The organism is uncultured Thiodictyon sp. (assembly GCA_903837595.1).
Lineage (GTDB): Bacteria > Pseudomonadota > Gammaproteobacteria > Chromatiales > Chromatiaceae > Thiodictyon.
In genome coordinates this window covers 1-25,365 of sequence record CAILVI010000521.1, presented here as the reverse complement: position 1 = coordinate 25,365, position 25,365 = coordinate 1, and the positions used below count along the sequence as shown (strand labels likewise).

Genomic DNA, 25,365 nt, shown 5'->3' with positions numbered 1-25,365 from the left:
CGACCACCGCCCGGTTCCGATCCGCCTGATAGAATTGCCGGCACTGCCATGATCAAACGCGACCACGACAAGACCTGCCTCTTCGTGCTCGACACCAATGTGTTGATGCACGACCCCACCTGCATCTTTCGGTTCCAGGAACACGACGTCTTCCTGCCGATGGTGGTCCTGGAGGAGTTGGATCAGGGCAAGAAGGGCATGTCCGAGGTGGCCCGCAACGTGCGCCAGGTGAGCCGCTTCCTCGACCAGCTCCTGTGCAACGCGGATAAGCAAGAGATCGACGCGGGCCTGGCCCTGGGCCCGGTCTCCAGCGGTGGTGGTGGCCTCATCGCGCCCGCCGCCGGGCGACTGTTCTTCCAGACCCAGCCGATGGATCTGAAGCTCCCAGTGGCCCTGCCGGGCAGCGGGGCTGACAACAACATCCTCGGTACCGCCCGCGCCCTGCACGATCTGCGGCCCGAGCGTCAGGTCATCATCGTCTCCAAGGACATCAACCTGCGGATCAAGGCCGCGGTGCTCGGCCTCCCGGCCGAGGACTATGCCAATGACCAGGTCCTGGACGATGCCGCGCTCCTCTACACCGGGGTGGAACAACTCCCGGACGCCTTCTGGTCAGACCACAGCAAGGCCATGGACTCCTGGAAGGAGGAGGGCCGCACCCGCTACCGCATCGGCGGGCCAGACATTGCCAACTGGTATCCCGGCGAGTGCCTGTACAGCGATGATGGCACCCGCTTCGAGGCCATCGTTCGCGAGAAACCCAGCACGGACGAGGCGGTCATCGAGGTAGTCACGGACTACCGCACGCCGCGGCACAATGTCTGGGGAATCAACGCCCGTAACCGGGAGCAAAACTTCGCGCTGAACATGCTCATGGACCCGGATCTGGACTTCGTCACCCTGCTCGGCACCGCCGGCACCGGCAAGACCCTGCTGGCGCTGGCCGCAGGACTGGCCCAGGTGCTGGACCGCAGTCTGTACAAAGAGATCATCATGACCCGGATCACGGTGCCGGTAGGCGAGGACATCGGTTTCCTGCCCGGCACCGAGGAGGAGAAGATGACCCCCTGGATGGGCGCACTGATGGACAACCTGGAGGTGCTGGCGCGGCCCGAGGGCGGCGACTGGGCACGCGCCGCCACCCATGAACTGCTCAAGAGCCGCATCCGCATCCAGTCGCTCAACTTCATGCGCGGGCGGACCTTCCTCAACAAATACATTATTCTGGACGAGGCCCAGAACCTCACCGCCAAGCAGATGAAGACGCTGATCACACGCGCCGGACCGGGGACCAAGATGGTCTGTCTGGGCAACATCGGCCAGATCGACACCCCCTATCTCACCGAAACCAGCTCCGGCCTCACCTATGTGGTCGACCGCTTCAAGCGCTGGCCCCACGGCGGTCATATCACCCTGATGCGCGGTGAGCGCTCGCGGCTGGCGGACTTTGCATCCGAGAAGCTGTGAGCCCGATCGAACGCTTCGCCCGGGAAGCCCTGGGCTGCCACTGCGCACCGGAGGTCTTTCAGCGGATCGAGGAGGACCTGGCCCCCCTATCCGGCCTGAGCGCGCCGGTCCGGCGCATCGCGATCGGCGGGCGGCTGCTGATCTATCTGATCCCAATCACCGAGGCGGCGATGGCCGTCGCGCACCTTGACGAGTGGCTGGCGGCCGGCCTGGCAGAGCGCGACCGGTGCGGCATGAACCGGGTCCGCTTGGTCCTGAGTCACGACGCACTCGCGGCGGCCGAAGGCCAGGCCATTGAGGCCACCTGTGCCCGACTCTCCATGCCGGATGACCGCGTGCACCTGCACCTGATCCCCGCGGCGACCGTGCCCGCCGCACTGGGAGCGCCGCACCCCAGTGCGGCGATGCACCCAATAGGCCTATGACCACCCCCGCGCCCCAAGCCCGGCGCTACAAGCGCCTGACCGACTGGGCCGTCAATCTGGGCCTGATCCTGGCGGTCGTCTTCGCCGTCCAATGGTGGCAGGCGCGCCCGCTTGCCACCGGCGCGGCCCCGCCACTGGCGGGCGAACTGCTGAACGGCCAGGTGATAGACATCAAAGACCTGCGCGACCAACCGGTCCTGGTACACTTCTGGGCCACCTGGTGCCCGATCTGCAAGCTCGGTAACGGCGGCATCGACGCCATCGCACGCGACCATCGGGTACTGGCCATCGCCATGCAGTCCGGGGACGCCGCCGAGGTCCGCCGGTTCATGGCGGAACACGGGCTCAGCTTTCCGGTGTTACTGGACCCGGACGGGACGCTGGCCCGCCGCTGGGGGGTAGCCGGCGTGCCGGCAACCTTCGTGCTCGATGCCGCGGGGCGGATTGCCTATGCCACCATGGGCGCCAGCACCGAGATCGGCCTGCGCGCCCGCCTGTGGGCCGCGGGCACCATCGATCAGACCAAGCCCGACTGAAGCCGCGGTCGGCACCGATTTCATCCAAACAAGAGCCGCTGTCCGCACATGAATGCAACGCAACGCCCACCCCTGCCACACGTGAGCCGCCTCGCCGGCGCCCTGAGCCTCGCCATACCCGCCCTGACCCTCGCCGCCGTCCCACCCCTGGGCACCGCGGATCTCAGCATCCATGTCAACGGCAGCACCGTCAAAGTCGAGCTGTCCGCCGCCGCCCAGACTCTGGTCGGATTCAGCGGCGCACCAACCGATGCGGCAAGCCGCGAGGTCCTCAAGGTCGCGGAGGAAAACCTCAAGCACGGCGAGGCCCTGGTGCGTTTCAATCCACTGGCCAGCTGCATACTGGACGACGCCAAGGTCGACGCCGACCCGCGGGAGCAGAAGGGCGAGGCCGGCATGGGGGCCAGCTACCGCTTCACCTGCCAGTTCCCTCAGTCATTCAGCTCCGCCGCCCTAGGCATCTTCACCGGCTTCACCGCACTACAACGGGTCCATGTCCGCTATACCACTGCCAACGGCCAGGGCGCGGCGATCCTGACTCGCGAGAATCCAGTCGTCAACTTTGTGCCATTGAAATGAGGCATTGATCCTATACCACCTTCGCGACACCGCTGCGGAGACGGTGAAAGTCTGCCCGTAGGATGGGTTGAGCGCAGCGAAACCCATCGTCAGCGGCTCGGTAAGGCGTCAATTGCTGGGTTTCGCTGCGCTCTACCCAGCCTACAACGTGTCACACCTGTGTCAAGCGCTCTGCGCACAAGCAGCCTTTCAATGGCGCTCGAGTCTGAACCAGACCTGCGCATCATAGGGAACCCGTCCGGGCCCCATTTTCCCCTGATAAAAGGGGACCTCGCGAAACCCGCCCACCAGCACCTTTTCAACGCTCACACCCAGCACCCGGTATCCGCCCGCCTCCAACGCTGCCGCCAGCGGCGCCAACAAGTCCTTGCTAAACAAGATATGGGCGACATAGCGATTGATATCCAGGGCGACCGGCCGCCCTCTCTTCGTATCCCATGCGCGATCACGGTAGGCGGTGACGGCCAGATAGTGCGATAGCCACGGGTAGTCGATCAGCCGACCGATAGACAGCGATGAATAGATACCGGCGGGCTTAGGCGCTGCATCCCTTGCGAATGTCGCATTGAGAACCGACACCATGGCGTCTTGGTCTATCTGACAACCCGCGCCGATCGGATGAACCGCGCGCAACCTCAACGTATGCCATTGTTCGTTTGCTTCAACGATGAGCTGACAGCCCCCTGCCGGCACTGAAGCAATCACCGCCTCTTCAGCCCAAGCCATGGTCCCGGACAGGGACAAAACCAGCATTAACGTCAAGGCCGCGATCACGGTGGCGCCCGATACGGGGCCCGGCGCACCGCAACGACCACCAACTCCTCCGCACGCTCGGGCTCACGACTCACCCGCCGGTCCGCCCACCACGCCTGCCACTTGACCCGGGCACGCGCGAGCCAAGTCAGGCGCCGACCGCGGGCAATCCGCGCGCTCTCCAGGAACATGCCGCGGGCCGGATCGGTCGGGGGCAGCAGTTCAATCGACTCAAAGCCGGCGGCGGCCAAGATCCCCCGCAGACTGGCCGCGGTGAACAACACCAAATGGCGAGGCGTTTCCAGGCCGCGCCAGGCGCGACCGAAGCGCACCCGCCCGAGGGCGTCCAGATTGGGGGTGGCGATCCAGAGGCGTCCGCCGGGTTTCAGGAGCGCCTGACAGCGGGCCAGGGTCGCGCACGGGTCATGCAGGTGCTCGATGACGTGGTTCAGGGTGATCGCGTCGAAGGATTGATCCGCAAAGGGCGCCGACAGCAAGTCCGGCACGATCGAAAGCCCCAACGCCGCCGCCCGCGCCGCGGACTGCGCATCCGGCTCCACGCCCCAGACCGCCCAGCCCCCGGCGCGCATCAGGTCCAGCCAGGCACCGTTGCCGCAACCCACGTCGAGCAACCGCTCGCCCGGACTCGGCGCGGGCAGGGAACGCACCACCCGGTCCGCACGCCGCTGCTGCGCTGCACTCAGGCGCACTGGCCCAGTCAGCGCGGGCGCCAGCGAGTATCCCCAGCGCTGATTCACATAGGCATTGCGGCACGCCAGCCGCCGCGTGCGGGCGGCGGAGACGGGGCCCGAGCTGTGTGCTGCCTCTTGGGTGTAATAGCCCGCGTAGGCCAGTCCGATGGTCGCGCGATCCGGCCGCGGGTCCAGATAACCGGCCCCACACGCCGGGCAGCGCCAAAGCGTCCAGGTGCCGGGGCTGATCCCGAAGACCAGATCACGCAGCTCTGTGAGCAGCGGTTCCCGGCCAGCGTGGCCACACACCGGGCAGGTCCCGAGGGTCTCAAGACCCTGGCTGGGCCAAGACGAGGAGGCCGCATCAATGGTGTCGATTCGATCCAAGCGCATCACCCCGTAGGAGCGGCCCCCAGGCCGCGACAAGCCACCGCAATGATCAGCTTTTCACGCATCAGGCGGCCCGCAGCGGTGCGATATCCTCAGCCGTCAAGGTCGGCACGTTGAGGCCCGCCAGGACTCCATTGATATCTGCGACGGTCACTTTATCAGGCGCGGTAATTTCGATACCGATCGGCCTTCCCTCTTCCGTGTAATCGATGAGCATTCCAACCCCGGCCCTTGACGTGCGGCGACTCCGATCGCCGGGGGAACGTGACAGATACAAATAGGCCGCCAATGGACGCCCGTGCCGGAAGGTCACTTCAAGATAGGGCCATTTCATTCTTTTCACCCTGATATTGGATATGCGGTGATGATGATCAGCAGTTGCTCGATCACGTCCGGCTCGACAATCACCTCCCATCGCTGCAGATTGTGACGGGTGCCGATGACCCATCGATCTTCTGCAACGTCTTTGCCGTACGTCTTAGCCCGCTGCAGCATCCCCCGCAGATCGAGTTCGCTAAAGTCCCGGTCTTCCATGCGCTTCAGGAAATGGGGCGTGAGATCGATCTCCCAGTCCCACCAGTCCGGCCACGGGCGCGTTCGTACCATGCACCTACCCTCGCTAGGCAGCCTGCTCCCCAGGGTCCGCCGCCGCGCCGCCCCCCACCCTCTTCAACAGCGCGATAATCTCGTTCAGTCGCTCGCCCTCCTGCTTAAGCCAAGCGATCTCCTTGTCTTTCTGCGCAAGCATCAAACGCGCCTTGTCGAGTTCATGGGCGCACTGAGATTCGCTCAACAGGATGGGCTGCATTAGATTGCCCTGCGTGCAATTCTCCGCAAAATTGAACACCGTTCGTTCGCTGGTATTCAGCAACTCAGTGACATCCACCCCGATGGCATCCGCGATCTGCTTCAGCTTGTCCAGTTTGATATCCGACTCGCCCCGTTCGATCTTGGCATAGGTATTGACCGCCCAGCCAAGCCTCTCGGCCAGGTCCTCCTGAGTCCAACTCTTGCACAGCCGCATCGTCTTCAACTTTTCGTGAATTTGCATGAAATCCCCCAAAACGCTACAGAGATCGCCATTTCTTGGTCTGTAATCTCGCCAAGGTTTTCAGTAACCTGACCACAATCGAACGGATATTGCAAGGAAAACCACGCGCCCATCCTGCGATCGGCGCTTGCGCGGACAACGGCAAAAGCGCAAGAAACGGCCGAAACGCCCCTGATCTGCCAAGAGATTGCTTATGGAGACAGAGACTTACTGAGCATTCACAGGTCATGGACCAGCCATGAGCCATGCCGGCGACCCTGAGCATCAGCCTTAGGCCATGTCAACGTAACCTCAACTTTGTCGCGTCAGGCTACCCGAAGGCAACGGGATTCGACACAAGCGGCATCTTCCGCAAGATTGCCGCATAACGCGCTAATTGTGAAGCGAGATTCTCTCTTATCAATCTAGCTAGCCGCAAAAAAACCAGAGCAAACCAAAAATGACTCCGAGACGCACGATATCCTATCTCTTGGCGCTGTTGCCACTAGTTACGACTAGCTTATGCAGCTGCGTTCCCGACTACTCGGCTTTGACAAAAATGAACAATGAACAGGCATGGGAGCAATGCCAAAGTCAAAAAGGCGCTCTGCGTGAATCCTGCCAGAAGCAATACACTAGAGCCAAATGTGCACAACAAGCTGGAGAAAAGGCCGGGGAAAAACATGCTCGCGATAGTCGAACTAGTTCAGCGATAACAGTTGGTGGGGGTCTCTTGAGTCTCTTCTTACCTGTTGGCAGCCTCGCCTCAACCGCTGTGCAGGGCGCAGCCATCGCCGGAGGAGTAGCGACGGACCCTGTTATGAACAATAATCTAGCGGAAGGTGGCGTTTTCGACGTAGCCTACCGAGAATGCCTCCAGAAAAATGGCGTTTCGTATTCACCGGCACCCGAGATCAAGAAATAGCCGAATCGGGACCAGTGGACAGACTCAACTCTCGGAACTCGCGATCTGTTGGCCCTAGCGCCTTCCGCCCGAATCTACCATCCGTAGCAAGTGATCGCAGTTCCGGCCAACGGCAGTCGCGGCGCGAAGCGCCTGAGACATGCGTAACACCACGAAGCGGTGTTACGCGAACGAAGATGTTACCCTTGCCACAGATGCGATCCAGCGGCGCGGTTCCCCAACTATTTCAACGCCTCCTTGATCCCGATCCCGCCTGACCGGGCTTACGGCAGACGTCGGCGCCAGCGCTGCGGATTCCGCGAGGTGTGGAAAACACAGTAGACCATAACCGTTTCGGCGATATGTTCATAGAATATCGCATAGGGAAACCGCCGCACGAGTGCGCGGCGGTATTCCTTGTGAACCTTCGAATAAAGTTCGGGCATGCGACCAATCGCTTGAATAACCGCATCGACGCAACCGAGAAATTCCTCACCGAGCCCCGGCCGTTGGCCCTCGTACCATCCGTAGGCGTCGTCGATATCTTTCGCGGCTTCCGGCGCGATGACGCTATCATTGGCCATGATGACTGCGGACCCTGCGCTTCACCTCGTCCCAGGAAAGCCCAGAGGCCGGATTGCTCATCAGATTCGCCTTGCGGCGATCCAATTCCTCTACTTGCCAGTCAGCGATGGGAACATCGGCAGGGTTGGCCGCAAGATCGTCCCAGAGGTCTTCCACTAATTGGAGCTTCTCGGACGGACTCAGGTCGAAAATCGAAAGAGTGTCTTGGTTCATCGCAACCGGTCACTGGTTAAACTAAAGATTGATCTTCAAGCCCCTCCCGCTGAAGCGTCGGCCTCCGGTTGGGGCGCGGCAGCAAACGCAGCCCAAGGCTTCAGCCGGTCCGGGCACCATCCACATTGCGCTGCAACCAGAGCTCAAGCAGGGCCAGGTGCCAGAGCTTGTTGCCCTGGATGCGGGTATGGTGCATATCTGGGGCGGCCAGGAGCATGTCCAGATAGTCCTGCCGATAGAGCCCGCGGTCGCGACTGGCGCGGGAGGTCAAGGTGTCGCGCATCAGGTCCAGAAAGGCGCCGCGCACATATTTGAGGGCCGGCATGGGGAAATAGCCCTTGGGCCGGTCGATCACCGCGTCCGGCAACAGGCCGCGCGCCATGGTCTTCAAGGGATACTTGCCGCCCTCGCGCAGCTTGAGCTCCGGCGGGCAGCGCGCGGCAAGTTCCACCAGTTCGTGGTCCAGGAAGGGCACCCGCGCCTCCAGGCCCCAGGCCATAGTCATGTTGTCCACCCGCTTCACCGGGTCGTCGACGATCAGGGTGGTGACATCCAGCCGCAGAATGGCGTCCATCAGTTCATCCGCCCCCGGCGCCTCCAGCAGCCCCGCCAGCAGCGCTGAGGTATGGTCCGGCCCGGCGAAGTCAGGCCCGATCATCCGCAGATATTCCGCGTGGTCGCGGTCAAAATAATGCTTGGCCAGGCGCTCCAGCCGCGAGCCGGTCGGCTCGGCCTGGATGCGCGGGTACCAGAAATAGCCGCCGAAGACCTCATCCGCCCCCTGACCGGACTGGACCACCTTGATCTCGCGTGAGACCTGTTCTGCCAACAAGTAAAAGGCCACCGCGTCCTGGCCGAACATCGGCTCGGTCATGGCGTCAATCGCCTCCGGCAGGCGTTGCAGGACCTGTGAGTTGGGGACCTGGAACTTGCGGTGACGGGTGCCATAGCGGGCCACCACCTGGTCCGAATATTCAAACTCGCTGCCGGCCTCCTCCGGGGTGTCCTCGAAGCCCACCGAGAAGGTCCGCAGGTCCTTGACCCCCGATTCCGCCAGCAGTGCCACCAGCAGGCTGGAGTCCAGCCCGCCCGAGAGCAGCACCCCCACCGGCACGTCCGCCACCTCGCCATGCTGCTGCACCGCCTGGCGCAGCCGCTCATGGATGGCGGCGAGCCAGTCGCCCTCGCTGCGGGGCACGTCCGGACGGGTGGCGTCCAGCTGCCAATAGGCCTGCTCGACCTGGCCGCCGTCCGCGTCGATCCGCAGCCAGTGGGCGGGCGGGAGCTTGCGGACCCCCGCCAGGATGGTGCGCGGCGCCGGCACCACGGCGTGCAGGGTGAAGAGGTGATGCAACGCCACCGGGTCGATGGCGGTGTCCACGCCGCCCGCCGCCAACAGCGCCTGGGTGGTGGAGGCGAAGCGAAAACCGTCGGCCTGCCGGGACCAGTACAGGGGCTTGATGCCAAAGCGATCACGGGCCAGGAACAGCACCCGTTGGTTGGCGTCCCAGAGCGCGAAGGCGAACATACCCCGCAGCCGCTCCGGGCAGCGCGTGCCCCAGGCATGCCAGGCCTTGAGGATGACCTCGGTGTCGCCGTCGGAGAAGAAGCGGTAGCCCTTGGCCTCCAGTTCCAGGCGCAAGGCACGATAGTTATAGATAGTCCCGTTGAAGACCAGTGCGAGCCCCAGTTCCGCGTCCACCATGGGCTGATTGGAGCGCACCGACAGATCGATGATGGCGAGGCGCCGGTGGCCGAACCCCAGGGCGCCGTCGCTGTAACTCCCGCCATGGTCCGGTCCGCGGCGCGTGAGCGCCGCCATCATGGAGCGGATCGCTGTCAGGTCCGCCGAGGCGCCGTCGAGACGCAGTTCACCACAGATACCGCACATAAAAGGCTGCTCCCAAGACCGAGACGGTCTCGCCCGTCAGGCGGCGAGTGTACTCTTAAGCAAATTAGCGCAAATGGGGGATCGGGGTCCACCGCGGAACGCGCTGGTTGCGCGCCCGCCCCAAACCAAACGGATCGGATAGGCCATTGCCGATCGCCGACGGCGACTCATGAAAAACCCCGACGACGAGGGTTTTGAGGTCGCTATGATTTCTGCGAAACTCGCCGGACTGCGCTATGTGACCCCCACCAATCTCACAGGTCAACGCCGAGGAAGGCCGTGCAACTCCCAGAGACCGAGTTCTTTTCGCTGGACATTTCGCAGAGCGACAGCCCACCCGAGCCAAAGCGGCAGGCCTGCCTGATTCCCCAGACGGGGAGCGCGAAGCCCTTCGCCCTGGATGCCCCCCAGTGCGTCGTCGGGCGCGAGGAAACGGCCGATTATTTCATTGCCGATCGCAGGGCCTCGCGTCGGCACGCCAAAGTGCTGGCCTTACACAATCGCTACTATGTGCAGGACTTGGGCAGCAGGAACGGCACTTACCTTAACGGCCACCGCATCGAGAACGAGCGTCTGGCCCACGGCGACCTGATCATGTTCGGCGGCACCGTGTTCCGCTTCGAGATGGGGACGGATCTGGATGCCACTTACCTGAAAAAGCTCAACCTGGATACAGTGACGTCACTGGCCGAGGCGGTCGACAAGAAGGACCCATACACGGGCAGCCATTCGTTGGCCGTATCCAAGGTCGCCGAACGCATCGCCCTGGCACTGGGGCTGGATCAGGCGGCCGCGGAGCGGGTACGCATCGCCGGCCGACTCCATGATATCGGTAAGATCGGCGTCCCGGACGCGGTGCTACGCAAACCGGCGCCACTCACCGAAGCGGAGTTCGCCCTGATCCGCAAACATCCGGCGGATGGCGCCAGCATCCTCTCGCCACTCGAATTTCTCATTGACATACTGCCGGGGATCCGGCAGCACCATGAGCGCTTCGACGGCCGCGGCTATCCCGATGGTGTCTCGGGAACGGCCATCGCGCTGGAGGCCCGCATCATCCAGGTCGCCGACACCTATCATGCGATGGCCTCGAACCGGCCTTACCGGCACGCCCAGCCGCTTGAGTTCATCCGGGCGGAGTTAATCCGACACGCGGGCACCCAGTTCGATCCCGACGTTATCCAAGCCCTCCTGGATATCCTGTTCTCCGTGCATGTAGCGAACTGAAGGAGGCGAGCGGGACAGGCCATTTTAGGCCGCGCGGCAGACAAATGCTCCGACGGACGCGGCCACCGTTGTAAAGGCCCGCCGCCGACCCTAAGTCGCGGACACGCCTTGGCAGCCCCCGTGGCCGCCCGCAGCAGAACCGTGGGGCAACGAGCCCGACCCTCGCCCCGCACCCATCTCAGCCACCTCAACCTCCGGAGAACCCCAACCATGGCCCACCAACTGCCCACCCTGCCCTACGCAAAGGACGCACTCGCGCCCGTGATCTCGGAGGAGACCATTGAGTATCACTACGGCAAGCACCACCAAACCTATGTCACCAACCTCAACAACCTGATCCCGGGAACCGAGTTCGAGCACCTGTCGCTGGAGGAGATCATCCTCAAGTCCAGCGGCGGGGTGTTCAACAACGCCGCCCAGGTGTGGAACCACAGCTTCTACTGGAACTGCCTGAGCCCCACCGGCGGCGGCGCACCCACCGGAGCGCTGGCGGATGCCATCAACGCCAAGTTCGGCTCATTCGATGACTTCAAGAAGGCCTTCACCCAGTCCGCCGTGACCAACTTCGGCTCTGGCTGGACCTGGCTCACGAAGAACGCCGACGGCTCGCTCGAGATTTTCAACACCGCCAACGCCGGTACTCCCAGCACCTCAGGCAAGAAAGCCCTGCTGACCGTGGACGTGTGGGAGCACGCCTACTACATCGACTACCGCAACGCCCGGCCTAAGTACCTGGAAACTATCTGGGACAAGATCAACTGGACCTTCGTTGCAGCCAACTTCGCGGATTGAGTCTCCGTAAGACAGGATAGTTGGGCGCAAGCCTCGACCCGCGGTTGCGCCCACGCAGCGAACCGCAGGCCGGGGCTTGACCGTGGAACAGCGCGCAGGGAACGCGCTCCACGGCATATGTCCGAGTGGGGGCACGTCACCGCGTACTTTCTCGAAGCCGCGCACCGGGAACTGCCCCCCTAAAGTGGCAAAATCCCGAGGCGAATAGTCGAGGCCGGGTTAAGGCTCACGCACCCACGGCGCGGTATCACCCAACTCCCCCCGCAGCAGCAGCCCCTCCTTAGGCCCCAAGTCCACCGTCAGGATGTCGCCGCCCAGACCCCAAGGGCACTCGCCCAGGAGCACGCCCAAATTCATCGCGCGGCCGGGCAGTCGGCCGAGCGGGACGCGAACCCCGGCCTGCGGCACGTTGCCGCGGTTGATGATCAGGATGACCACCTCATCCCCCAGGCAGCGGGCGAAGCCAAACAGGTCGCCGACGGCGAGCAGGCCCTGATAGGCACCGCGGCGCAGTGCCCGCGACTCCCGGCGCAGGTGGGCCAGGGTCTGGACCCAGGCGCGCAACGACTGGTCCCAGTGGTCCTCATCCCAGTCGAAGCAAGCACGGTTATAGGGGTTGTCACGGCCGGCCATGCCGATCTCGTCGCCGTAATAGATGCAGGGCACCCCGGGGTAGACGAACAGCCACAGGAACGCCAGGCGCATCAGGAAGGGGTCCTCGCCCACCAGGGTGAGAAAGCGGGCGGTGTCGTGGGAACCCAGCAGGTTCAGTTGACAGAGCTGGTTGGCATAGGGAATGCGGGAGCGGGCGTCGGTGAGCCACGCCTCAAGTTCGGCGGCGTCCAGGGCAATGGGGTGATAATTGACGTCCTGCGCGGCCAGGAAGGCGCGTACCGGCTGCGCAAAGCCATAGTAATTCATGGCCCCGTCCTCCTGGTCACCCTGGAGCCAGCGGGTCGCCTCGGCGAAGTGCTCGCCCAGGATGTAGGCGCGCGGACTCTCCTCGCGGGCGGCACGGCGCAAGGCACGCAGCACCCGGGCATTGTGGCGGGCACCGCCGCCCTCCCCCAGCATGTGGGCCACGTCGATCCGCCAGCCGTCAATTGAGTAGGGCGGGCGCAGCCAGCGGCGAACGATGGAGTCCTGGCCGTCAAGAAAATACTCGCGCACGCCGCTATCGCCGAAGTCCAGCACCGGGAGGGACTTGGCACCCTGCCAACAGTGGTAGCTCTCGGGGTCCGCGGAGTCTTGGAAGGTGTAGGCGCCGCGCGACGGCGCGGCCACGCCCTGATAGGCCCCGGCCGCGGCGTGGGTGCCCCAGCGGTTGAACCAGGGATGGGTGTCGGAGGTATGGTTGAAGACCGCATCCAGCACCAGACGCATGCCCCGCCCGGTGGCGGCCACGCGCAAGTCCGCCAGGGCATGGTTGCCGCCCAGGTAGGGGTCAACGTGCTCAAAATCCTCAATGTCGTACTTGTGGACACTCGGCGAGGTGAAGATCGGGTTGAGAGAAATCGCGGTGACACCCAGGTCATCGAGATAGTCGAGCGACTCGCGCACACCGATCAGGTCGCCCCCATAGAACTCGCTGTCCGGTCGCTCCGGGTCGATCGGCTCGCCCCACTCCTTGGCCCGAATCGGGCTCTCGGCACGGATGGCATAGGCGCCGGTGCGGGGACTGAGCCCGGGGTCGCCGTTGCGAAAGCGCTCCGGGAATATCTGGTAGAAGACCTGGTCCGGCACCCAGTCGGGCGGCTTATTCTCCGTGTTGACGCGAAAGAACCGCTCTTGCAGCGGCATGCGAGGGCTTGCACCCGCCGCATCCAGCCAGCGTTGCCGGTCCGCCCAGAGCAGCTTGAACGCGTAGACCGTCAAAGGGTCAGCCGGGTCGGGGATCAGGTCCGCTTGATAGACCTGGAAGCGCCCGCGCTGCGCAATCAACTGCATCGGCACCAGACGCTCCTCATTGTCCGGCTCCAGCCGCAGAAACACCCCGGTTGGAACCGGGTCGACGGCCGCCAACCACAACTGGATCAGACAGCGCCCGTCGCACCACTCCAGGAAGGGCGAGACCTGATGATGGATCATAGCGGGTTCAGTCATGTCGGGTTCCCCTGGGTGAGTCCCTGGTGATCAGTGGAATCGATCCGTAGTGTCGATCAGTGTTAGGCCGGTGGGCAGTGCCTAAGTTACCAGCATTCGCGAGCAAATCCAGCCGGGATCTGGGCGATTGATCGGCGCATGCGCTGCGTCCATTCAGGTAAACCCACTGCGACCCCCGTCCGCTGGTAGAATCGCCGCACGGGTAGCAGTGACCGTGGCGGGCTCTTAAGTCAAGCCACCGGCCGTGACCAACCCCGACCCTCGCACCCGGGGGCGCCACCACGCGAGCCATCGCCATTCATGATCCCCCCGGACCACGTACAGCGCATCCGCACCCGCATCCTCTGGCCGATCGCACTGGCCTTGGGGCTCTTCCTACTCGCCGTCGTGCTGGGCTTTTACCACCACACACAAGCGGACCTGCAGCGCCAGACACGGGAGACCGGCCGCCAGGTCGCCGCCCTGCTCCAGTCGACCCTGGAGCAGGATGCCGCGCTGTTGAAGGGCCTGCTGCGCACCCTCGCACCGGCCCCCTGCCTGGGCCAAGCGTACCTCGCACGCGACCGGGAGCGCGTGCTCGACTGCGCCTCCCCCATCTTTGCCGACCTGCAGGCCGAGCACCGTATCACCCATTTCTATGTCCATGACGCGGCGGGCGTCACCTGGCTGCGCGTCCATCACCCAGCGCGCTACGGCGACCGGGTCGAGCGCATCACCCTGCGGCAGGCCACGGACACAGGGACCGTGACCCAGGGGGTCGAACTCGGGCCCTATGGGACCCTGACCCTGCGCGTGGTGGCCCCCTGGGTGATCGACGGCACACGCGTCGGCTATCTGGAATTGGGGGAAGAGATCGACCACCTGGCCCCCCGGATCAAGAGCGTCCTGGGGGTCGAACTGTTTATGCTCATCGACAAGGGCGTCTTGGACCGCGCGCGTTGGGAGGCTGGGCGCCAGACCGCGGGTGATCGCGGGGACTGGGACCTGCTCCCCGGGATGGTGTTGGCCGGCGACACCCAGGACCGGGCTACCCTGACCACTGCCTATGCAGCCGTCGCCGCCACCGCCGGCCCCCGCAACCTGAGCCTGGCGGGGCGGCAACTGGCCGTCCAATCGGCGGCGCTGCGCGATGCCGCCGGCCGACCGGTCGGGCTGACCTTGGTGGTCGCGGACGTCACCCTGGAGCACGCACAGGCCACGGCCGCCATCACCGCGCTGGGCATCCTGACCCTGGGACTGGCGGCCCTGCTGTTCGGGTTTTTCTGGTTCTATCTGGGGCGCATCCAGGACACCCTGGGCGGACTCTATAGCGAACTGCGCACCACCATCGCGCACCAAAGCGCCGACCAGGAGCACCTGCTCGCCCAGGAGCGCCGCCTGGCCGTGGAGTCCGCCCATCGCGAACACGCCGTGGCCGAGGAGCAGGCCCTGGGCAGCCTGCTGCACCTGGCCCTGGAGGAGTCCGCCACGCAGCCCTTCCTCGAGGCCAGCCTGGCCGCCCTGCTCGCGGCGGTACCCTGGCTGCGGCTGCAGCCGCGCGGCGGCATCCTGCTGGCCGATGACACCCAGGCCCCACCCCGGCTGCGGCTCGCCGTCACCAGCAATCTGAGCGCGGAGCGAATCGCCGCCTGCGCTGACATCCCCTTTGGCACCTGTCTGTGCGGCCGGGCCGCGGCCACCCGGGAGGCAATCCACAGCGATGGCGTCAGCCCCAACCAGACCCACTGCCTGTCCGACGTGCGTGATCATGGACACTACAACGTGCCGCTGGTGCAGGGCGAGCGGGTGCTCGGCGTGCTGGCCCTCTACCTGTCCCCAGGCCACCCGCGCTTAGAGCGTGAAGTGACGTTTCTGGGGCGGGTGGCGGACGTGCTCAGCGTCGGGCTGGCCCGCCGCCAGGCCGCGGAGCAACTGCGCGTCGCCCGCGACGCGGCCGAGGCCGCCTCGCGCGCCAAGAGCGAATTCCTGGCCAGCATGAGCCACGAGATCCGCACCCCCATGAACGGTGTGCTCGGCATGGCCGAACTGCTGGCCGACATGCCGCTGGGGGAGGAGCAGCGGGAGTATGTGGAAACCATCTGCAAGTCCGGCCAGGCCCTGCTGACCATCATCAACGACATCCTGGATTTCTCCAAGATCGAGGCCGGACGCCTGGAGTTGGAGCCCCTGCCCTTCGATCTGGGCCGCGCCACCCATGACGTCGCCCAACTGCTCGCCAGCCGGACGCAGGAGAAGGGCCTGGAACTGATCCTGGACTACCGGCCGGACTGCCCCCGCTATGTGATCGGCGATGCCGGACGCATCCGCCAGATCCTGTTAAACCTTGCTGGAAATGCAGTCAAGTTTACCGCCCGGGGGCACGTCCTGGTCAGCGTGCGCCGGCTCTCCGAGGCCGCCGGCATCGCCCGCATCCACCTGCGCGTGGAGGACACCGGGATCGGGATCGCCCCCGAGGTCCAGGCGCGCCTGTTCGAGTCCTTCGTCCAAGCCGACCCCTCCACCACCCGCCGCTTCGGCGGTACTGGCCTTGGGCTCGCTATCAGCCGCCAGTTGGTCGAACTGATGGGCGGAGAGATCGGGGTCAGCAGCGTCCCTGGCGAGGGCTCCAGCTTCTGGCTCACCCTGCCCCTGCCGGTCGCAGCGGCCCCCGCGGCCGCGCCGCCGGCGGGAGACCTGACGGGCGTCCTGGCACTCATCGTCGAGGACAATTCAGTCAATCAACGGGTCTATCAGGAGCAGCTGCGCAGCTTCGGGATGCGTACCCAGGTGGTGGGCGATCCGCGCCTGGCCCACGACGCACTGCGGGCCGCCGCAGCGGCCGGCGACTCCGTCAAACTCGCCGTGTTCGATCACCAGATGCCCGACCTGGACGGGGAACAACTCGCCCGCCAGATCCTCGCCGACCCGGACTTCGCGCGACTGCCCTTAGTGCTGCTGACTTCGTCCGGACAGCGCGGGGACACCGAGCGCTTCCGCCAGGTCGGGTTCGCCGCCTACCTGGTCAAACCGGTGCTGATCGAGACCCTGCGCCAGTGCCTGTCGCGGGTCTTGACCCCGTCGCGGGAGGCCCTGCCGGCGCGGCCCCAACCGACGCCTCCCGGACCCGAGGTCGTCACGCCCCCCCGCCAAGCGGCGGCACCGGGCCGCTACCGCGGGCGCGTCCTGCTCGCCGAGGACAACGCCATCAACCGCAAGGTCGCGTTGAGTATGGTGCGCAAGCTCGGGATCGAGGCCGACACCGCGGAGAATGGCGAGGAGGCCGTGGCCTGCTGCCGCGCCACCGACTATGACCTGATCCTGATGGACTGCCAGATGCCAATCCTCGATGGGTTCGCCGCCACGCAGCGCATCCGCGCCCTGGACGGGACGCACCGCCCCACCATCGTCGCACTCACCGCCAACGCCATGGAGAAAGACCGCGAGCACTGTCTCGCCGCCGGCATGGACGACTACATCTCCAAGCCGTTCAAACAGCAAGACCTGAGCACGGCCTTCGATCGCTGGCTGCCGCGGGTGAAATGAAGGCGACCGCAAATCAACCAGTCAAATCGCCCTCGGCATCAGCGCGGGCGCGCGTCCTGCGCTTGCGGTTGGTGATGGCCGGTAGCGCCTCCGGGGCCTCGATGATCCGCATCGAGCGCTCATCCGCGGCCAGTTGCCGGTTGGCGATGATCTTTTCCTGACGGACCCGCACCGCGTAACCCAGGGCCGCCCCCCCGGCGGAGGCGACGGTGAGCAGCCCCAGGGTGATGAACTGGGTGAGCATCATCGTCAGCCCCAGGCTCACGGCACCGCCGACCACCACCGCGGATTTCAGGCTCATGCCCGCCCCCAGACCACGCGCCGCCTTGGCGCTGTTGCGGACCTCCTTGATCCGTTGCTGCTCGGCCTTGACGCGCAGCTGCTCGCGCTCCTTGGAAAAGCGCTCGGCCGCACGGGCCACGACGTGGTGCCGGCCGGCCCCGGCGATGGTGCTGAACCACAGGGCGGCCATGGCACCCACGGCCACACCGAGGATGAGATAGAGCGGCCAGGTGGTCTGCCAGTCGGTGCGCAGCGCGACATAGACCAGCAGACCGGTCACCCCCTGGAGCAGGAAGATGCCGAGCAGGTAACGGAGCAGGGTGGAGAGACTGGTGAGGTTCATGAGTGGCGCACTGCCTTCTTGGGACCGCGTTAGCGGACGGGTGGAATAGAACCGGGGGCCGTGGACGCGGCCGGGTCCGCGGACGCTGGCGCCGCTGGGTTGGACGCTGGCGCTCCCGGTTCGGCCGCCGGTGCCCCCGGCTCGGCCGTGTGCGCTCCCGTCGTGACCAGGGGCGCCGCGGCGACTGGCGGCGGACCGCCGAGCAGGAAGACCCAGGCATCGGTGAGCGCCGCACTGAGGTCTGCCGGCGGGACTTGGCGGCTGAAAAGCCCAAGCAGGCGGTCGCGGATGGCACTGAGGCCCTCCGGGCGACCCTGCTGCTCCGGCGGGATGGGCCGGTCATAGGCATCGACCACGGCATAGAGATAACCGGGACCGATACCTGACAGGTCGATCAGCAGCCGTGGAGCGGCCGCGCTACCGGGCAGCAGGCGCGGCTCCAGGCTGGAGATCAGAAAGGGCCCGGGGAGTGTCTTCAGACGCTCGGCCAGGGCCGACTGATCGTGTCGCTTCAGATACGCAGTCAGGTCGCTGCGCATCGCCGCGGACGGGTCTGGTGCACTGGGAGGCTCGGGATGGGTGGCGATCAGGAAGGTGTGGACCTCCACACGGGGGGTGCGGGCACCCTTCTCGCCCGCCAGGACATAGGTCTCGATCACCCGCAGGAGTTCCGCGTAACGGGCGCGATCGGCCTCCTTGGCGGGATTAAATCCCCCCCCGAGCAGGACGAAGGTGTAGATCCCGTAACCGGGCGTGGCATTGCTATAGAGGGTCTTCGGGGTGGCAGCGGTCGCGACCCCGAACTCTGCCGCGCCCGAGGGGAAATAGGCCATCCCATAGACCGGTGGCGGAGCTGGCGGGATCGCCGCGGCGAGGCCGGCGGCGGCGGCGGCACGGATGGTGGCGCTGAAGCGCGGGCCGCTCAGGGACTGGGCGCGATTCACCACCGGGGTCACCGCCTCATTGCCGCCCTGGGCCACCAGTTCAGTCACCAGCGCGCCCAGTGAACCGCAATCGCCCTGGATCAGCGCCTCGATGGCCAAGGCCGGGGCGACGCCGGAACGATAGAGATCCGTCACCAGGGGCGCCAGCGCGTCCTTTTTCTTACTGCCCCGGACCGAGCCGCAGATCAAGGCGACCTCGCGCCGCAGGTCCGGCAGGTTCTGACTGAAGGGCGTGAACGCGGGGCCTTGGGGCCCGGCCGGGGCCGGCTCAGCGGCCGAGCGACTCGGCCGCTGGACCTGACCAGTGGCGCCCCATTGGGCCGCGGGCGGGACCGTCAGGTCCGGGGGCCGGGGCTTGGCCGCCGCCGTGTTCCTGGTCGCCGTGGGGGCCGCCGCGGGCTCAGCCCGGTCGCCCGCGGGCCGCGGCACGGCGCAGGCGCCGAGCAGCGATAGGGCGCACAGGCCTACCAGGACGATCCGGACGATCCAGACGCCGCGCCCCGGGCGGCCCCGCGCCGGTCCGTCGGCAGACTGATCGCATCGTTCACGGGGCGGGTTCAGGGTCATCATGGTCCCAAGTGGTCGGCAGCCGCACATGATAACGGATTGCCCGGACCTTGGCCCGGGGAGAGCCCGACGCTGCGGTCAGGCTCCGCCCTGCGCCTGGCGGTCGGCGATGAAGGCGAGCGCGCGATCGAGACGCCGCAGCGTCGCCTCCTTGCCGACCAGTTGCAGGGTGACATCGATACCCGGGGAGGCGGCACGCCCGACGATCGCCACGCGCAGGGGCTGGGCGACCTTCCCGAGCTTCTCCTCCAGTTCCTCCGCCACCCGCTCCACCGCCCGGTGCAGCTGCTCGGGGTTCCAGTCCTCGGTGGCCATCATATCGAAGGCGGCGCGCAACCGGGCCAGGGCCTCGCGGGCGACCGGGCGCAGGTGCTTCTTGGCCGCGTCCGGCTCGTAGTCGGCAAAGTCCTGATAGCAGAAGGCACTGATCTGCGCCAATTCCACCAGGGTCTTGGCGCGCGCAGCCTGAGCCTGAACGACCAGTTCCGGGTCGGGTCCTTCGGTGGGGTCGATGCCCAACGCGCCCAAGTGGGTCCGCAGCAGGTTGGCGACCCGCACCGGGTCGGCGGACTTCAGGTACTCCTGATTCAGCCAATCGAGCTTCTCCGTGTTGAAGCTGGAGGCGGCCTTGTTGACGTTGGTGATCTCAAACAGTGCAATCATCTCGTCCAGGCTGAAGACCTCCTGATCGCCATGTGACCAGCCCAGACGCACCAGATAGTTGAGCAGGGCCTCCGGCAGATAGCCGGCATCCCGGTAGGAGATCACGCTCACCGCCCCGTGGCGCTTGGACAGCCGCGCCCCGTCGTCGCCTAGGATCATGGGGACATGGGCATACTGGGGCGGCTCGACCCCCAGTGCGCGCAGAATGTTGATCTGACGCGGGGTGTTGTTGATGTGGTCGTCGCCGCGAATGACGTGGGTGATGCCCATGTCGGCGTCGTCCACCACCACCGCCAGGTTGTAGGTGGGCGAGCCGTCAGTGCGGCGGATAATCAAATCATCGAGCTCGGTGTTGCTGAACACCACCCGGCCGCGGATCAGGTCGTCCACGACCACCTCACCCGAGAGCGGGTTGCGAAAGCGGATCACATGGGGGCACTCCGGATCGATTGCGCGCTCCCGGCAATGCCCGTCATACCGGGGCTTCTGCTTCTGCGCCATCTGCTCCTCGCGCAACGCGTCCAGACGCTCCTTGGGGCAGTCGCACCGGTAGGCGAGCCCTCGGGACAGCAGCTCCAGGATCACCGCGTTGTACCGGTCGAAGCGCTCGGTTTGGTAGAAGGGACCCTCGTCGTAGTCGAGCCCCAGCCAGGTCATGCCCTCCAGGATGGCGTTCACAGACTCGGCGCTGGAGCGCTCCAGGTCGGTGTCCTCGATGCGCAACACGAACCGCCCCCCATGCTTGCGGGCATGCAGATAGGAGAAGAGCGCGGTGCGGGCGCCACCGACGTGCAGATAACCGGTGGGGGACGGGGCGAAACGGGTACGGACGGTCATGATCGCGCGGGCTTCCTGAGGCGTGGGACAGGGGCGGGATTCTAACAGACTGGCCAGGGTCGGCAGGGTGCGGTGCACCACACCCGCGGCCAAACGTCGTCATTCCGGCCGGGACGCCGGAACCCAGGCCAGGAATGGCAACCTTTCAGCCGGTACGACTTCGCGACACCGCACAGCATCCGCGACTACCCCATCCGATGCCGAAACAACAACCCCGCCGCCGCCAGGGTGGCAACCGCGATCAGGGCCAGCGGCCACATCTCACCACGCAGCAGGTGCAAGCCCGCGCCCTCCAAGAAGACCCCGCGCAGGATCAACAGGTAGTAGCGCAGCGGGTCCAGGTGGGTCAGGGCCTGAACCGCCGGAGTCATGTTAACGATAGGGGTGGCAAACCCGGACAAGAGCACCGCCGGCACCATGAACAGGAAGGCCCCGAGCAGTGCCTGCTGCAGGGTGAGCGCCAGCGAGGAGATCATAAGCCCCACCCCCACCGCGGCCAACACGAAGAGCCCGATCCCAAGATAGAGCACCCAGAGCTCGCTCTTGAACGGCACGCCGAATCAGAACACGGCAAGCACCACCACCATGGACGCCTCGAAGAGCCCGATCACGAGCCCCGGCATCGCCTTGCCGATCAGGATCTCGAAGGGCCGCAAGGGCGTCACCAGGAGTTGGTCGAGGGTACCCTGCTCACGCTCCCGGGCGACCGACAGCGCTGTCACCATCATGGTCACCACCAGGATCAGGATACCCACCAACCCGGTGACGAAGAACCAGCGACTCTCCAGATTCGGGTTGTATCAGGCGCGAGCGACCAGGCTCGTCGACGGCCCGGCCAATCCGTGGGCGGCGCTCCAGTCCTGATTGAACTGGTTGATGACCTGATTCACGTCATTGAGCGCCACCTGGGCACTATTGGAATTGCGCCCGTCGATCAGCACCTGCACCGCGGCCGTCCGCCCGGCAGCAAGCTCGGCGGTAAAGCGTCGACCGATCTGCACCACCAGCATGACCGCACGCGCGTCGATGAGCCCGGCGATCTCACCCTCATGGCCCAAGTACCCGGCCAGCTCAAAGGTGGGTGAGCCCGCGAAGCGCGCCAGCAGGTCCCGCGCGGCATAGCCATGGTCCCGGTCATAGACGGCATAGGGCACGGCATTGAGATCGAATGAGGCCGCATAGCCAAAGACCAGCAATTGGATAAGCGGCGGGATGATCACCACCAGGCGGCTGCGCTTATCCTTGAACAGCGCCAGGAACTCCTTGATCGTCAAAGCCAGGATGTGATCAAACATGGCTCACTCCAAGCGCTTACTGAGCAGGCGCCGACTCAGACCCAGGAAAAAGACCGCCATCAGGGCCAGGGCCGCGGCATTGGGCAGGATGACCGCCCAGACATCGCCCGCCAGGAACAGGGTCTGGACGATGGCAACGAAATAGCGGACGGCTACCGCATGGGTGATGAAGCGGATCACCCCCGGCATGCTGCCGAGATCGAACAGGAAACCGGACAATAGAAAGGCCGGCAGAAAGGTGGCGAGGATGGCGACCATGCCGGCCACGAACTGGTTCTTGGTGACGATGGAGATCAAGAGGCCCATGCCCAGGGCGGTGAGCAGAAAGAGGGTCGAACAGACGGCCAAGACCCAGACTGAACCGCGCAGGGGCACCCCGAACTGGAACACCGCCATCAGCACCGACAGCACCATCCCCCCCATGCCCAACACGAAATAGGGCAACACCTTGCCGATCAGTATCTCGCGGATCGTCACCGGGGTCACCATCAGCGCCTCCAGGGTCCCGCGCTCCCACTCACGGGCAAAGACCAGGGCCGTCAGCAGCGCCCCGACCAGGGTCATGTTGACCACCAGCAGCCCCGGCACCAGATAGTTTCGACTCTCAAGCTCCGGGTTGAACCAGACCCGGGGCTCGGCCGCGACCGGGATGACGGGCGGGCGGCCCTGCGCCGCGTCTTGCTGCTGCAACCAGTTGCTCCAGGCCCCTTGGACATAGCCTTCCAGCAGACGCGCCGAGTTGGCGTCCACGCCGTTGAAGATGATCTGGATCGGAGCACTGCCATCCCCCTTTAGCCGCTGGGCAAAGTCGGCGGACAACACCACCAGGCCGTTGACGGTGCGGGTGCGCAGGGCGTCGCGCCCCGCCTGCCGGGTGGCATAGACGCAGGGGGCGAAATAGACCGAGTGCCGGAAGGCGCCCAGAAAGGAGGCCGTCTCGGCCCCCGGCCGCTCGATGACCAGACCGACAGGGACCTCCCGCGAATCCAGCGACACCCCGTAGCCGAACAGGAGCAGCAGCACCGCTGGCAGGACGAAGGCGATGGCGATACTCGATGGGTCGCGCAGGATCTGCAGCGACTCCTTGCGCAGAAGGCTTAGCAGGCGGCGATTGGCAGGTCCGGTCTTCATCGTGGTATTTCTATGCCGACAGGTGCGAGCGCTACCCAGTGGCCGGGGAATCTTTGCCCAAGCCCGGGGCAATGTGACCCTAGCCCAAAACGCAGATCGCGGCGAATCCATTATTGCCAATAAGAACGGCCTGGGCGGTAGCACCATCATCACGCGGGTACTGCACTACTACAACTCCCGTTGTTGTGGTTCCGGCGCGGGATCGATCACAGTGATTTAGGTGTAGTCCGGCATCAGCCGTCCCACAGCGCCGCCGCACATCCCAACCGCATTTACCTAATTAGTGCCTGGCCAGAAACCGCAAACCCCTTTCTTGCTCAATCTGTTATAATCTGGCCCCATGGTTTAAGTTTGGCGCCACCTCCGATCGATGGGGCATGATACCAAGCGGTAACCGATGGATTTTCTGGGTCCGGTGGGGTACGGTCGCAATTTCGTGAATGCGCCAAGCCGTCCATTTCAATGAGTCATCATAAACTTCGCCATTCGAATAGTCCATGCGCCAAATCATCGCCCCCCAATTGAAGCTCGGTGAACAGGACATTGCCGCCATCCAGTTTAACCCGAAGTCCCGCGATGACATCCCACCGCTGTTGCGTGGCTTGCAGTACATTTACGTCACCACCGAAATTCGGGAGCAAGTGTTCGCGATTCTGGCGGACGTCATACCCGACGGGGTCCATGGCAAGGCGGATGCGCACACGGGGCGCCCGGGAATGGACCAGTGGGCGATGTTGGTGCTGGGTACGCTGCGCCTGGCGCTGAACATCGATTATGACCGGGTACAGGAGCTGGCCAATGAGCATAAGACCCTGCGCCAGATGCTCGGGCATGCTGGCTGGGCGGAGGATGAGCGCGACCGCTATCAGCTGCAAACGCTCAAAGACAACCTGCGCCTGTTCACGCCGGAACTCTTGGATCGCATCAATCAGGTCGTGGTCGCCGCCGGGCATGCCTTGGTAAAAAAAAGTCCCGACGCCGGACTGGCGGTCCGCGCTGATTCGTTCGTGGTCAAAACCGATGTGCATTATCCGACGGACATCAATCTGTTGTGGGATGCGATGCGCAAAGTGATTGAAATCATCGCTGGGCTGTGTGCCGACATGGGCGTGACTGAGTGGCGTCAGAGCGCCTATCAACTGCGTCAGTTCAAGAAACTGTTTCGGCAGGTACAGCGCTTGAAGCACTCCACCGCCAAGGACCCGGAGAAACGGGCGGCGAAGCAGGAGGCGGTGCGCCAAGCGCACCGTGACTACCTGGTAGCCGCTGAGGTCTTGCTGGCCCGGGTCAGGGAGACCCTCTGGATGTTGCAGGTCGGCCAGGTACCGGCGGCCTTACTCGCACCCGTGGAACTTTATATCAGCCACGCCGAGCGCCAGATCGACCAGATCCGTCGCCGGGTCTTGCTGGGGCAGATCATCCCGCATGATGAAAAAGTCTTTTCGCTGTTTGAGCCCCACACCGAGTGGATCAGCAAAGGCAAGGCTGGCGTGCCGGTCGAATTGGGGCTACGCGTGGTCGTGGTGGAAGATCAATACCGCTTTATCCTCCATCATCAGGTGATGCAGAAGACCACTGACGACCAGGTGGCGGTCCCGCTGCTGACCGAGACCCGCGCGCGTTTTCCGCGCATCGCCAGCGCCAGCTTTGACAAGGGCTTCCATAGCCCGAACAATCAAACGGCGCTGGCGGCGATAATCCCGCAGGTGGTGATGCCGAAAAAAGGCAAACTCTCTCTGGTCCAAGCCGAACGTGAGCATGACCCCGAGTTTATCCACCTACGTCATCAACACTCCGCGGTGGAATCTGCCATCAATGCCTTGGAAGTGCATGGCCTCGATCGCTGTCTGGATCATGGTCTCGACGCCTTCAAGCGCTATGTCGCGCTGGCGGTGGTGGCACGCAATATACAGCGGGTCGGAGCGCTGCTGCGCCAGCAAGACGCAGAGGCGCGGGAGCGACAGCGCGGTCCTTATCGTCGCGCCGCTTAAGCACCGCTGCCGGGCATTCGGAATGCAGCCTATGGGATGGGTGTGCCCGGAATTCACCGGTAATACGAGTCGCTCTCACTTGGCAGACGCGTTTGGTATTAATTGCAGATACGCGCGTCGTCCGGGACGGCTCGACCAAGGATTTCCCGGCCGTCACGAATAGACGGTGCTGGAAAATGCGAGTTTCCTGTCAGGCACTAATT

General features: G+C 64.9%; 21 protein-coding genes and 1 pseudogene. 8 read left to right on the top strand and 14 right to left on the bottom strand.

What is annotated here, in order from left to right; all coding sequences use genetic code 11:
* Positions 1-48: 48 nt before the first annotated feature.
* The 4 genes from QZY44_RS31580 to QZY44_RS31565 are packed head-to-tail and all read left to right on the top strand — an operon-like array spanning position 49 to position 3,007.
* Positions 49-1,467 carry a PhoH family protein gene (locus QZY44_RS31580; protein WP_295456956.1) on the top strand — a complete coding sequence of 473 codons (1,419 nt, stop codon included), beginning with the start codon at positions 49-51 and terminating at the stop codon, positions 1,465-1,467.
* Entirely contained in the window at positions 1,464-1,892 is a 429-nt protein-coding gene (locus QZY44_RS31575; RefSeq protein WP_295456954.1) for a hypothetical protein, read from the top strand. The genes QZY44_RS31580 and QZY44_RS31575 overlap by 4 nt, the downstream gene beginning before the upstream one ends.
* Positions 1,889-2,428, top strand: coding sequence for a protein disulfide oxidoreductase (locus QZY44_RS31570; protein WP_295456952.1), 540 nt, complete (start codon positions 1,889-1,891; stop codon positions 2,426-2,428). The genes QZY44_RS31575 and QZY44_RS31570 overlap by 4 nt, the downstream gene beginning before the upstream one ends.
* A gap of 48 nt (positions 2,429-2,476) precedes the next feature.
* Positions 2,477-3,007 carry a DUF2796 domain-containing protein gene (locus QZY44_RS31565; protein WP_295456950.1) on the top strand — a complete coding sequence of 177 codons (531 nt, stop codon included), beginning with the start codon at positions 2,477-2,479 and terminating at the stop codon, positions 3,005-3,007.
* A gap of 189 nt (positions 3,008-3,196) precedes the next feature.
* On the opposite strand, the gene QZY44_RS31560 is transcribed toward QZY44_RS31565, so the two are convergent.
* The 8 genes from QZY44_RS31560 to QZY44_RS31525 all read right to left on the bottom strand — a co-directional run bounded on the left by QZY44_RS31560 (position 3,197) and on the right by QZY44_RS31525 (position 9,465).
* On the bottom strand, positions 3,197-3,781 hold the full coding sequence (locus QZY44_RS31560) for a hypothetical protein (RefSeq protein WP_295456948.1): 585 nt from the start codon (positions 3,779-3,781) through the stop codon (positions 3,197-3,199).
* Entirely contained in the window at positions 3,778-4,839 is a 1,062-nt protein-coding gene (locus QZY44_RS31555; RefSeq protein ID WP_295456947.1) for a methyltransferase domain-containing protein, read from the bottom strand. The genes QZY44_RS31560 and QZY44_RS31555 overlap by 4 nt, the downstream gene beginning before the upstream one ends.
* Positions 4,840-4,906: 67 nt before the next feature.
* On the bottom strand, positions 4,907-5,176 hold the full coding sequence (locus QZY44_RS31550; RefSeq protein ID WP_295456946.1) for a DUF2283 domain-containing protein: 270 nt from the start codon (positions 5,174-5,176) through the stop codon (positions 4,907-4,909).
* Between the two features lie 5 nt (positions 5,177-5,181).
* Positions 5,182-5,448: a DUF4258 domain-containing protein gene (locus tag QZY44_RS31545; protein WP_295456942.1), complete on the bottom strand. Its 267-nt coding sequence runs from the start codon at positions 5,446-5,448 to the stop codon at positions 5,182-5,184.
* Positions 5,449-5,461: 13 nt separating this feature from the next.
* On the bottom strand, positions 5,462-5,893 hold the full coding sequence (locus QZY44_RS31540; protein ID WP_295456940.1) for a helix-turn-helix transcriptional regulator: 432 nt from the start codon (positions 5,891-5,893) through the stop codon (positions 5,462-5,464).
* 1,167 nt (positions 5,894-7,060) lie between these two features.
* On the bottom strand, positions 7,061-7,360 hold the full coding sequence (locus QZY44_RS31535) for a type II toxin-antitoxin system RelE/ParE family toxin (protein ID WP_295456937.1): 300 nt from the start codon (positions 7,358-7,360) through the stop codon (positions 7,061-7,063).
* On the bottom strand, positions 7,350-7,574 hold the full coding sequence (locus QZY44_RS31530; protein ID WP_295456935.1) for an addiction module protein: 225 nt from the start codon (positions 7,572-7,574) through the stop codon (positions 7,350-7,352). Before QZY44_RS31530 ends, QZY44_RS31535 begins: the two co-directional genes overlap by 11 nt.
* Before the next feature lie 100 nt (positions 7,575-7,674).
* Positions 7,675-9,465, bottom strand: a complete 1,791-nt coding sequence (locus QZY44_RS31525) for an N-acetylglutaminylglutamine amidotransferase (RefSeq protein WP_295456934.1) — start codon at positions 9,463-9,465, stop codon at positions 7,675-7,677.
* 279 nt (positions 9,466-9,744) lie between these two features.
* On the opposite strand from QZY44_RS31525, the gene QZY44_RS31520 reads away from it, so the two are divergent.
* Together QZY44_RS31520 and QZY44_RS31515 are read left to right on the top strand one after the other, a co-directional pair.
* A complete protein-coding gene (locus QZY44_RS31520) occupies positions 9,745-10,692 on the top strand; it encodes an HD domain-containing phosphohydrolase (protein ID WP_295456933.1) in 948 nt (315 codons plus the stop codon).
* A gap of 210 nt (positions 10,693-10,902) precedes the next feature.
* On the top strand, positions 10,903-11,484 hold the full coding sequence (locus QZY44_RS31515) for a Fe-Mn family superoxide dismutase (protein WP_295456931.1): 582 nt from the start codon (positions 10,903-10,905) through the stop codon (positions 11,482-11,484).
* 219 nt (positions 11,485-11,703) lie between these two features.
* Here the strand turns inward: QZY44_RS31515 and malZ are convergent, their stop codons facing one another.
* Positions 11,704-13,587, bottom strand: coding sequence for a maltodextrin glucosidase (gene malZ / locus QZY44_RS31510; protein ID WP_295456930.1), 1,884 nt, complete (start codon positions 13,585-13,587; stop codon positions 11,704-11,706).
* Between the two features lie 300 nt (positions 13,588-13,887).
* Here malZ and QZY44_RS31505 point away from each other — a divergent pair, with 300 nt between their 5' ends.
* Positions 13,888-17,109: a response regulator gene (locus tag QZY44_RS31505; RefSeq protein WP_295456928.1), complete on the top strand. Its 3,222-nt coding sequence runs from the start codon at positions 13,888-13,890 to the stop codon at positions 17,107-17,109.
* Positions 17,110-17,122: 13 nt separating this feature from the next.
* Here QZY44_RS31505 and QZY44_RS31500 read toward each other — a convergent pair whose 3' ends face one another.
* The 5 genes and pseudogenes from QZY44_RS31500 to QZY44_RS31480 form a co-directional block, all read right to left on the bottom strand.
* The gene (locus QZY44_RS31500; RefSeq protein WP_295456926.1) at positions 17,123-17,734 is read right to left on the bottom strand and encodes a hypothetical protein; all 612 of its coding nucleotides are present in this window, start codon (positions 17,732-17,734) and stop codon (positions 17,123-17,125) included.
* Positions 17,735-17,763: 29 nt separating this feature from the next.
* Positions 17,764-19,248 carry a hypothetical protein gene (locus QZY44_RS31495; RefSeq protein WP_295456925.1) on the bottom strand — a complete coding sequence of 495 codons (1,485 nt, stop codon included), beginning with the start codon at positions 19,246-19,248 and terminating at the stop codon, positions 17,764-17,766.
* A gap of 75 nt (positions 19,249-19,323) precedes the next feature.
* Positions 19,324-20,745, bottom strand: coding sequence for a glutamate--tRNA ligase (gltX, locus tag QZY44_RS31490; RefSeq protein WP_295456923.1), 1,422 nt, complete (start codon positions 20,743-20,745; stop codon positions 19,324-19,326).
* A 185-nt stretch (positions 20,746-20,930) separates the two neighbouring features.
* Positions 20,931-22,040 (bottom strand): annotated as a pseudogene (locus QZY44_RS31485) (ABC transporter permease).
* A gap of 3 nt (positions 22,041-22,043) precedes the next feature.
* Entirely contained in the window at positions 22,044-23,171 is a 1,128-nt protein-coding gene (locus tag QZY44_RS31480) for an ABC transporter permease (RefSeq protein ID WP_295456922.1), read from the bottom strand.
* Between the two features lie 497 nt (positions 23,172-23,668).
* On the opposite strand from QZY44_RS31480, the gene QZY44_RS31475 reads away from it, so the two are divergent.
* Positions 23,669-25,162 (top strand): ISNCY family transposase, encoded by a 1,494-nt coding sequence (locus QZY44_RS31475; protein ID WP_295456920.1) that lies wholly within the window; start codon positions 23,669-23,671, stop codon positions 25,160-25,162.
* Positions 25,163-25,365 lie beyond the last annotated feature (203 nt).

Coding starts and splice junctions, on each gene's coding strand:
- QZY44_RS31580 (WP_295456956.1), top strand. CDS start 49: ATGATCAAACGCGACCACGACAAGACCTGCCTCTTCGTGCTCGACACC.
- QZY44_RS31570 (WP_295456952.1), top strand. CDS start 1,889: ATGACCACCCCCGCGCCCCAAGCCCGGCGCTACAAGCGCCTGACCGAC.
- QZY44_RS31565 (WP_295456950.1), top strand. CDS start 2,477: ATGAATGCAACGCAACGCCCACCCCTGCCACACGTGAGCCGCCTCGCC.
- QZY44_RS31550 (WP_295456946.1), bottom strand. CDS start 5,176: ATGAAATGGCCCTATCTTGAAGTGACCTTCCGGCACGGGCGTCCATTG.
- QZY44_RS31545 (WP_295456942.1), bottom strand. CDS start 5,448: ATGGTACGAACGCGCCCGTGGCCGGACTGGTGGGACTGGGAGATCGAT.
- QZY44_RS31540 (WP_295456940.1), bottom strand. CDS start 5,893: ATGCAAATTCACGAAAAGTTGAAGACGATGCGGCTGTGCAAGAGTTGG.
- QZY44_RS31535 (WP_295456937.1), bottom strand. CDS start 7,360: ATGGCCAATGATAGCGTCATCGCGCCGGAAGCCGCGAAAGATATCGAC.
- QZY44_RS31530 (WP_295456935.1), bottom strand. CDS start 7,574: ATGAACCAAGACACTCTTTCGATTTTCGACCTGAGTCCGTCCGAGAAG.
- QZY44_RS31525 (WP_295456934.1), bottom strand. CDS start 9,465: ATGTGCGGTATCTGTGGTGAACTGCGTCTCGACGGCGCCTCGGCGGAC.
- QZY44_RS31515 (WP_295456931.1), top strand. CDS start 10,903: ATGGCCCACCAACTGCCCACCCTGCCCTACGCAAAGGACGCACTCGCG.
- malZ (WP_295456930.1), bottom strand. CDS start 13,587: ATGACTGAACCCGCTATGATCCATCATCAGGTCTCGCCCTTCCTGGAG.
- QZY44_RS31505 (WP_295456928.1), top strand. CDS start 13,888: ATGATCCCCCCGGACCACGTACAGCGCATCCGCACCCGCATCCTCTGG.
- QZY44_RS31500 (WP_295456926.1), bottom strand. CDS start 17,734: ATGAACCTCACCAGTCTCTCCACCCTGCTCCGTTACCTGCTCGGCATC.
- QZY44_RS31495 (WP_295456925.1), bottom strand. CDS start 19,248: ATGATGACCCTGAACCCGCCCCGTGAACGATGCGATCAGTCTGCCGAC.
- gltX (WP_295456923.1), bottom strand. CDS start 20,745: ATGACCGTCCGTACCCGTTTCGCCCCGTCCCCCACCGGTTATCTGCAC.
- QZY44_RS31480 (WP_295456922.1), bottom strand. CDS start 23,171: ATGAAGACCGGACCTGCCAATCGCCGCCTGCTAAGCCTTCTGCGCAAG.
- QZY44_RS31475 (WP_295456920.1), top strand. CDS start 23,669: ATGCGCCAAATCATCGCCCCCCAATTGAAGCTCGGTGAACAGGACATT.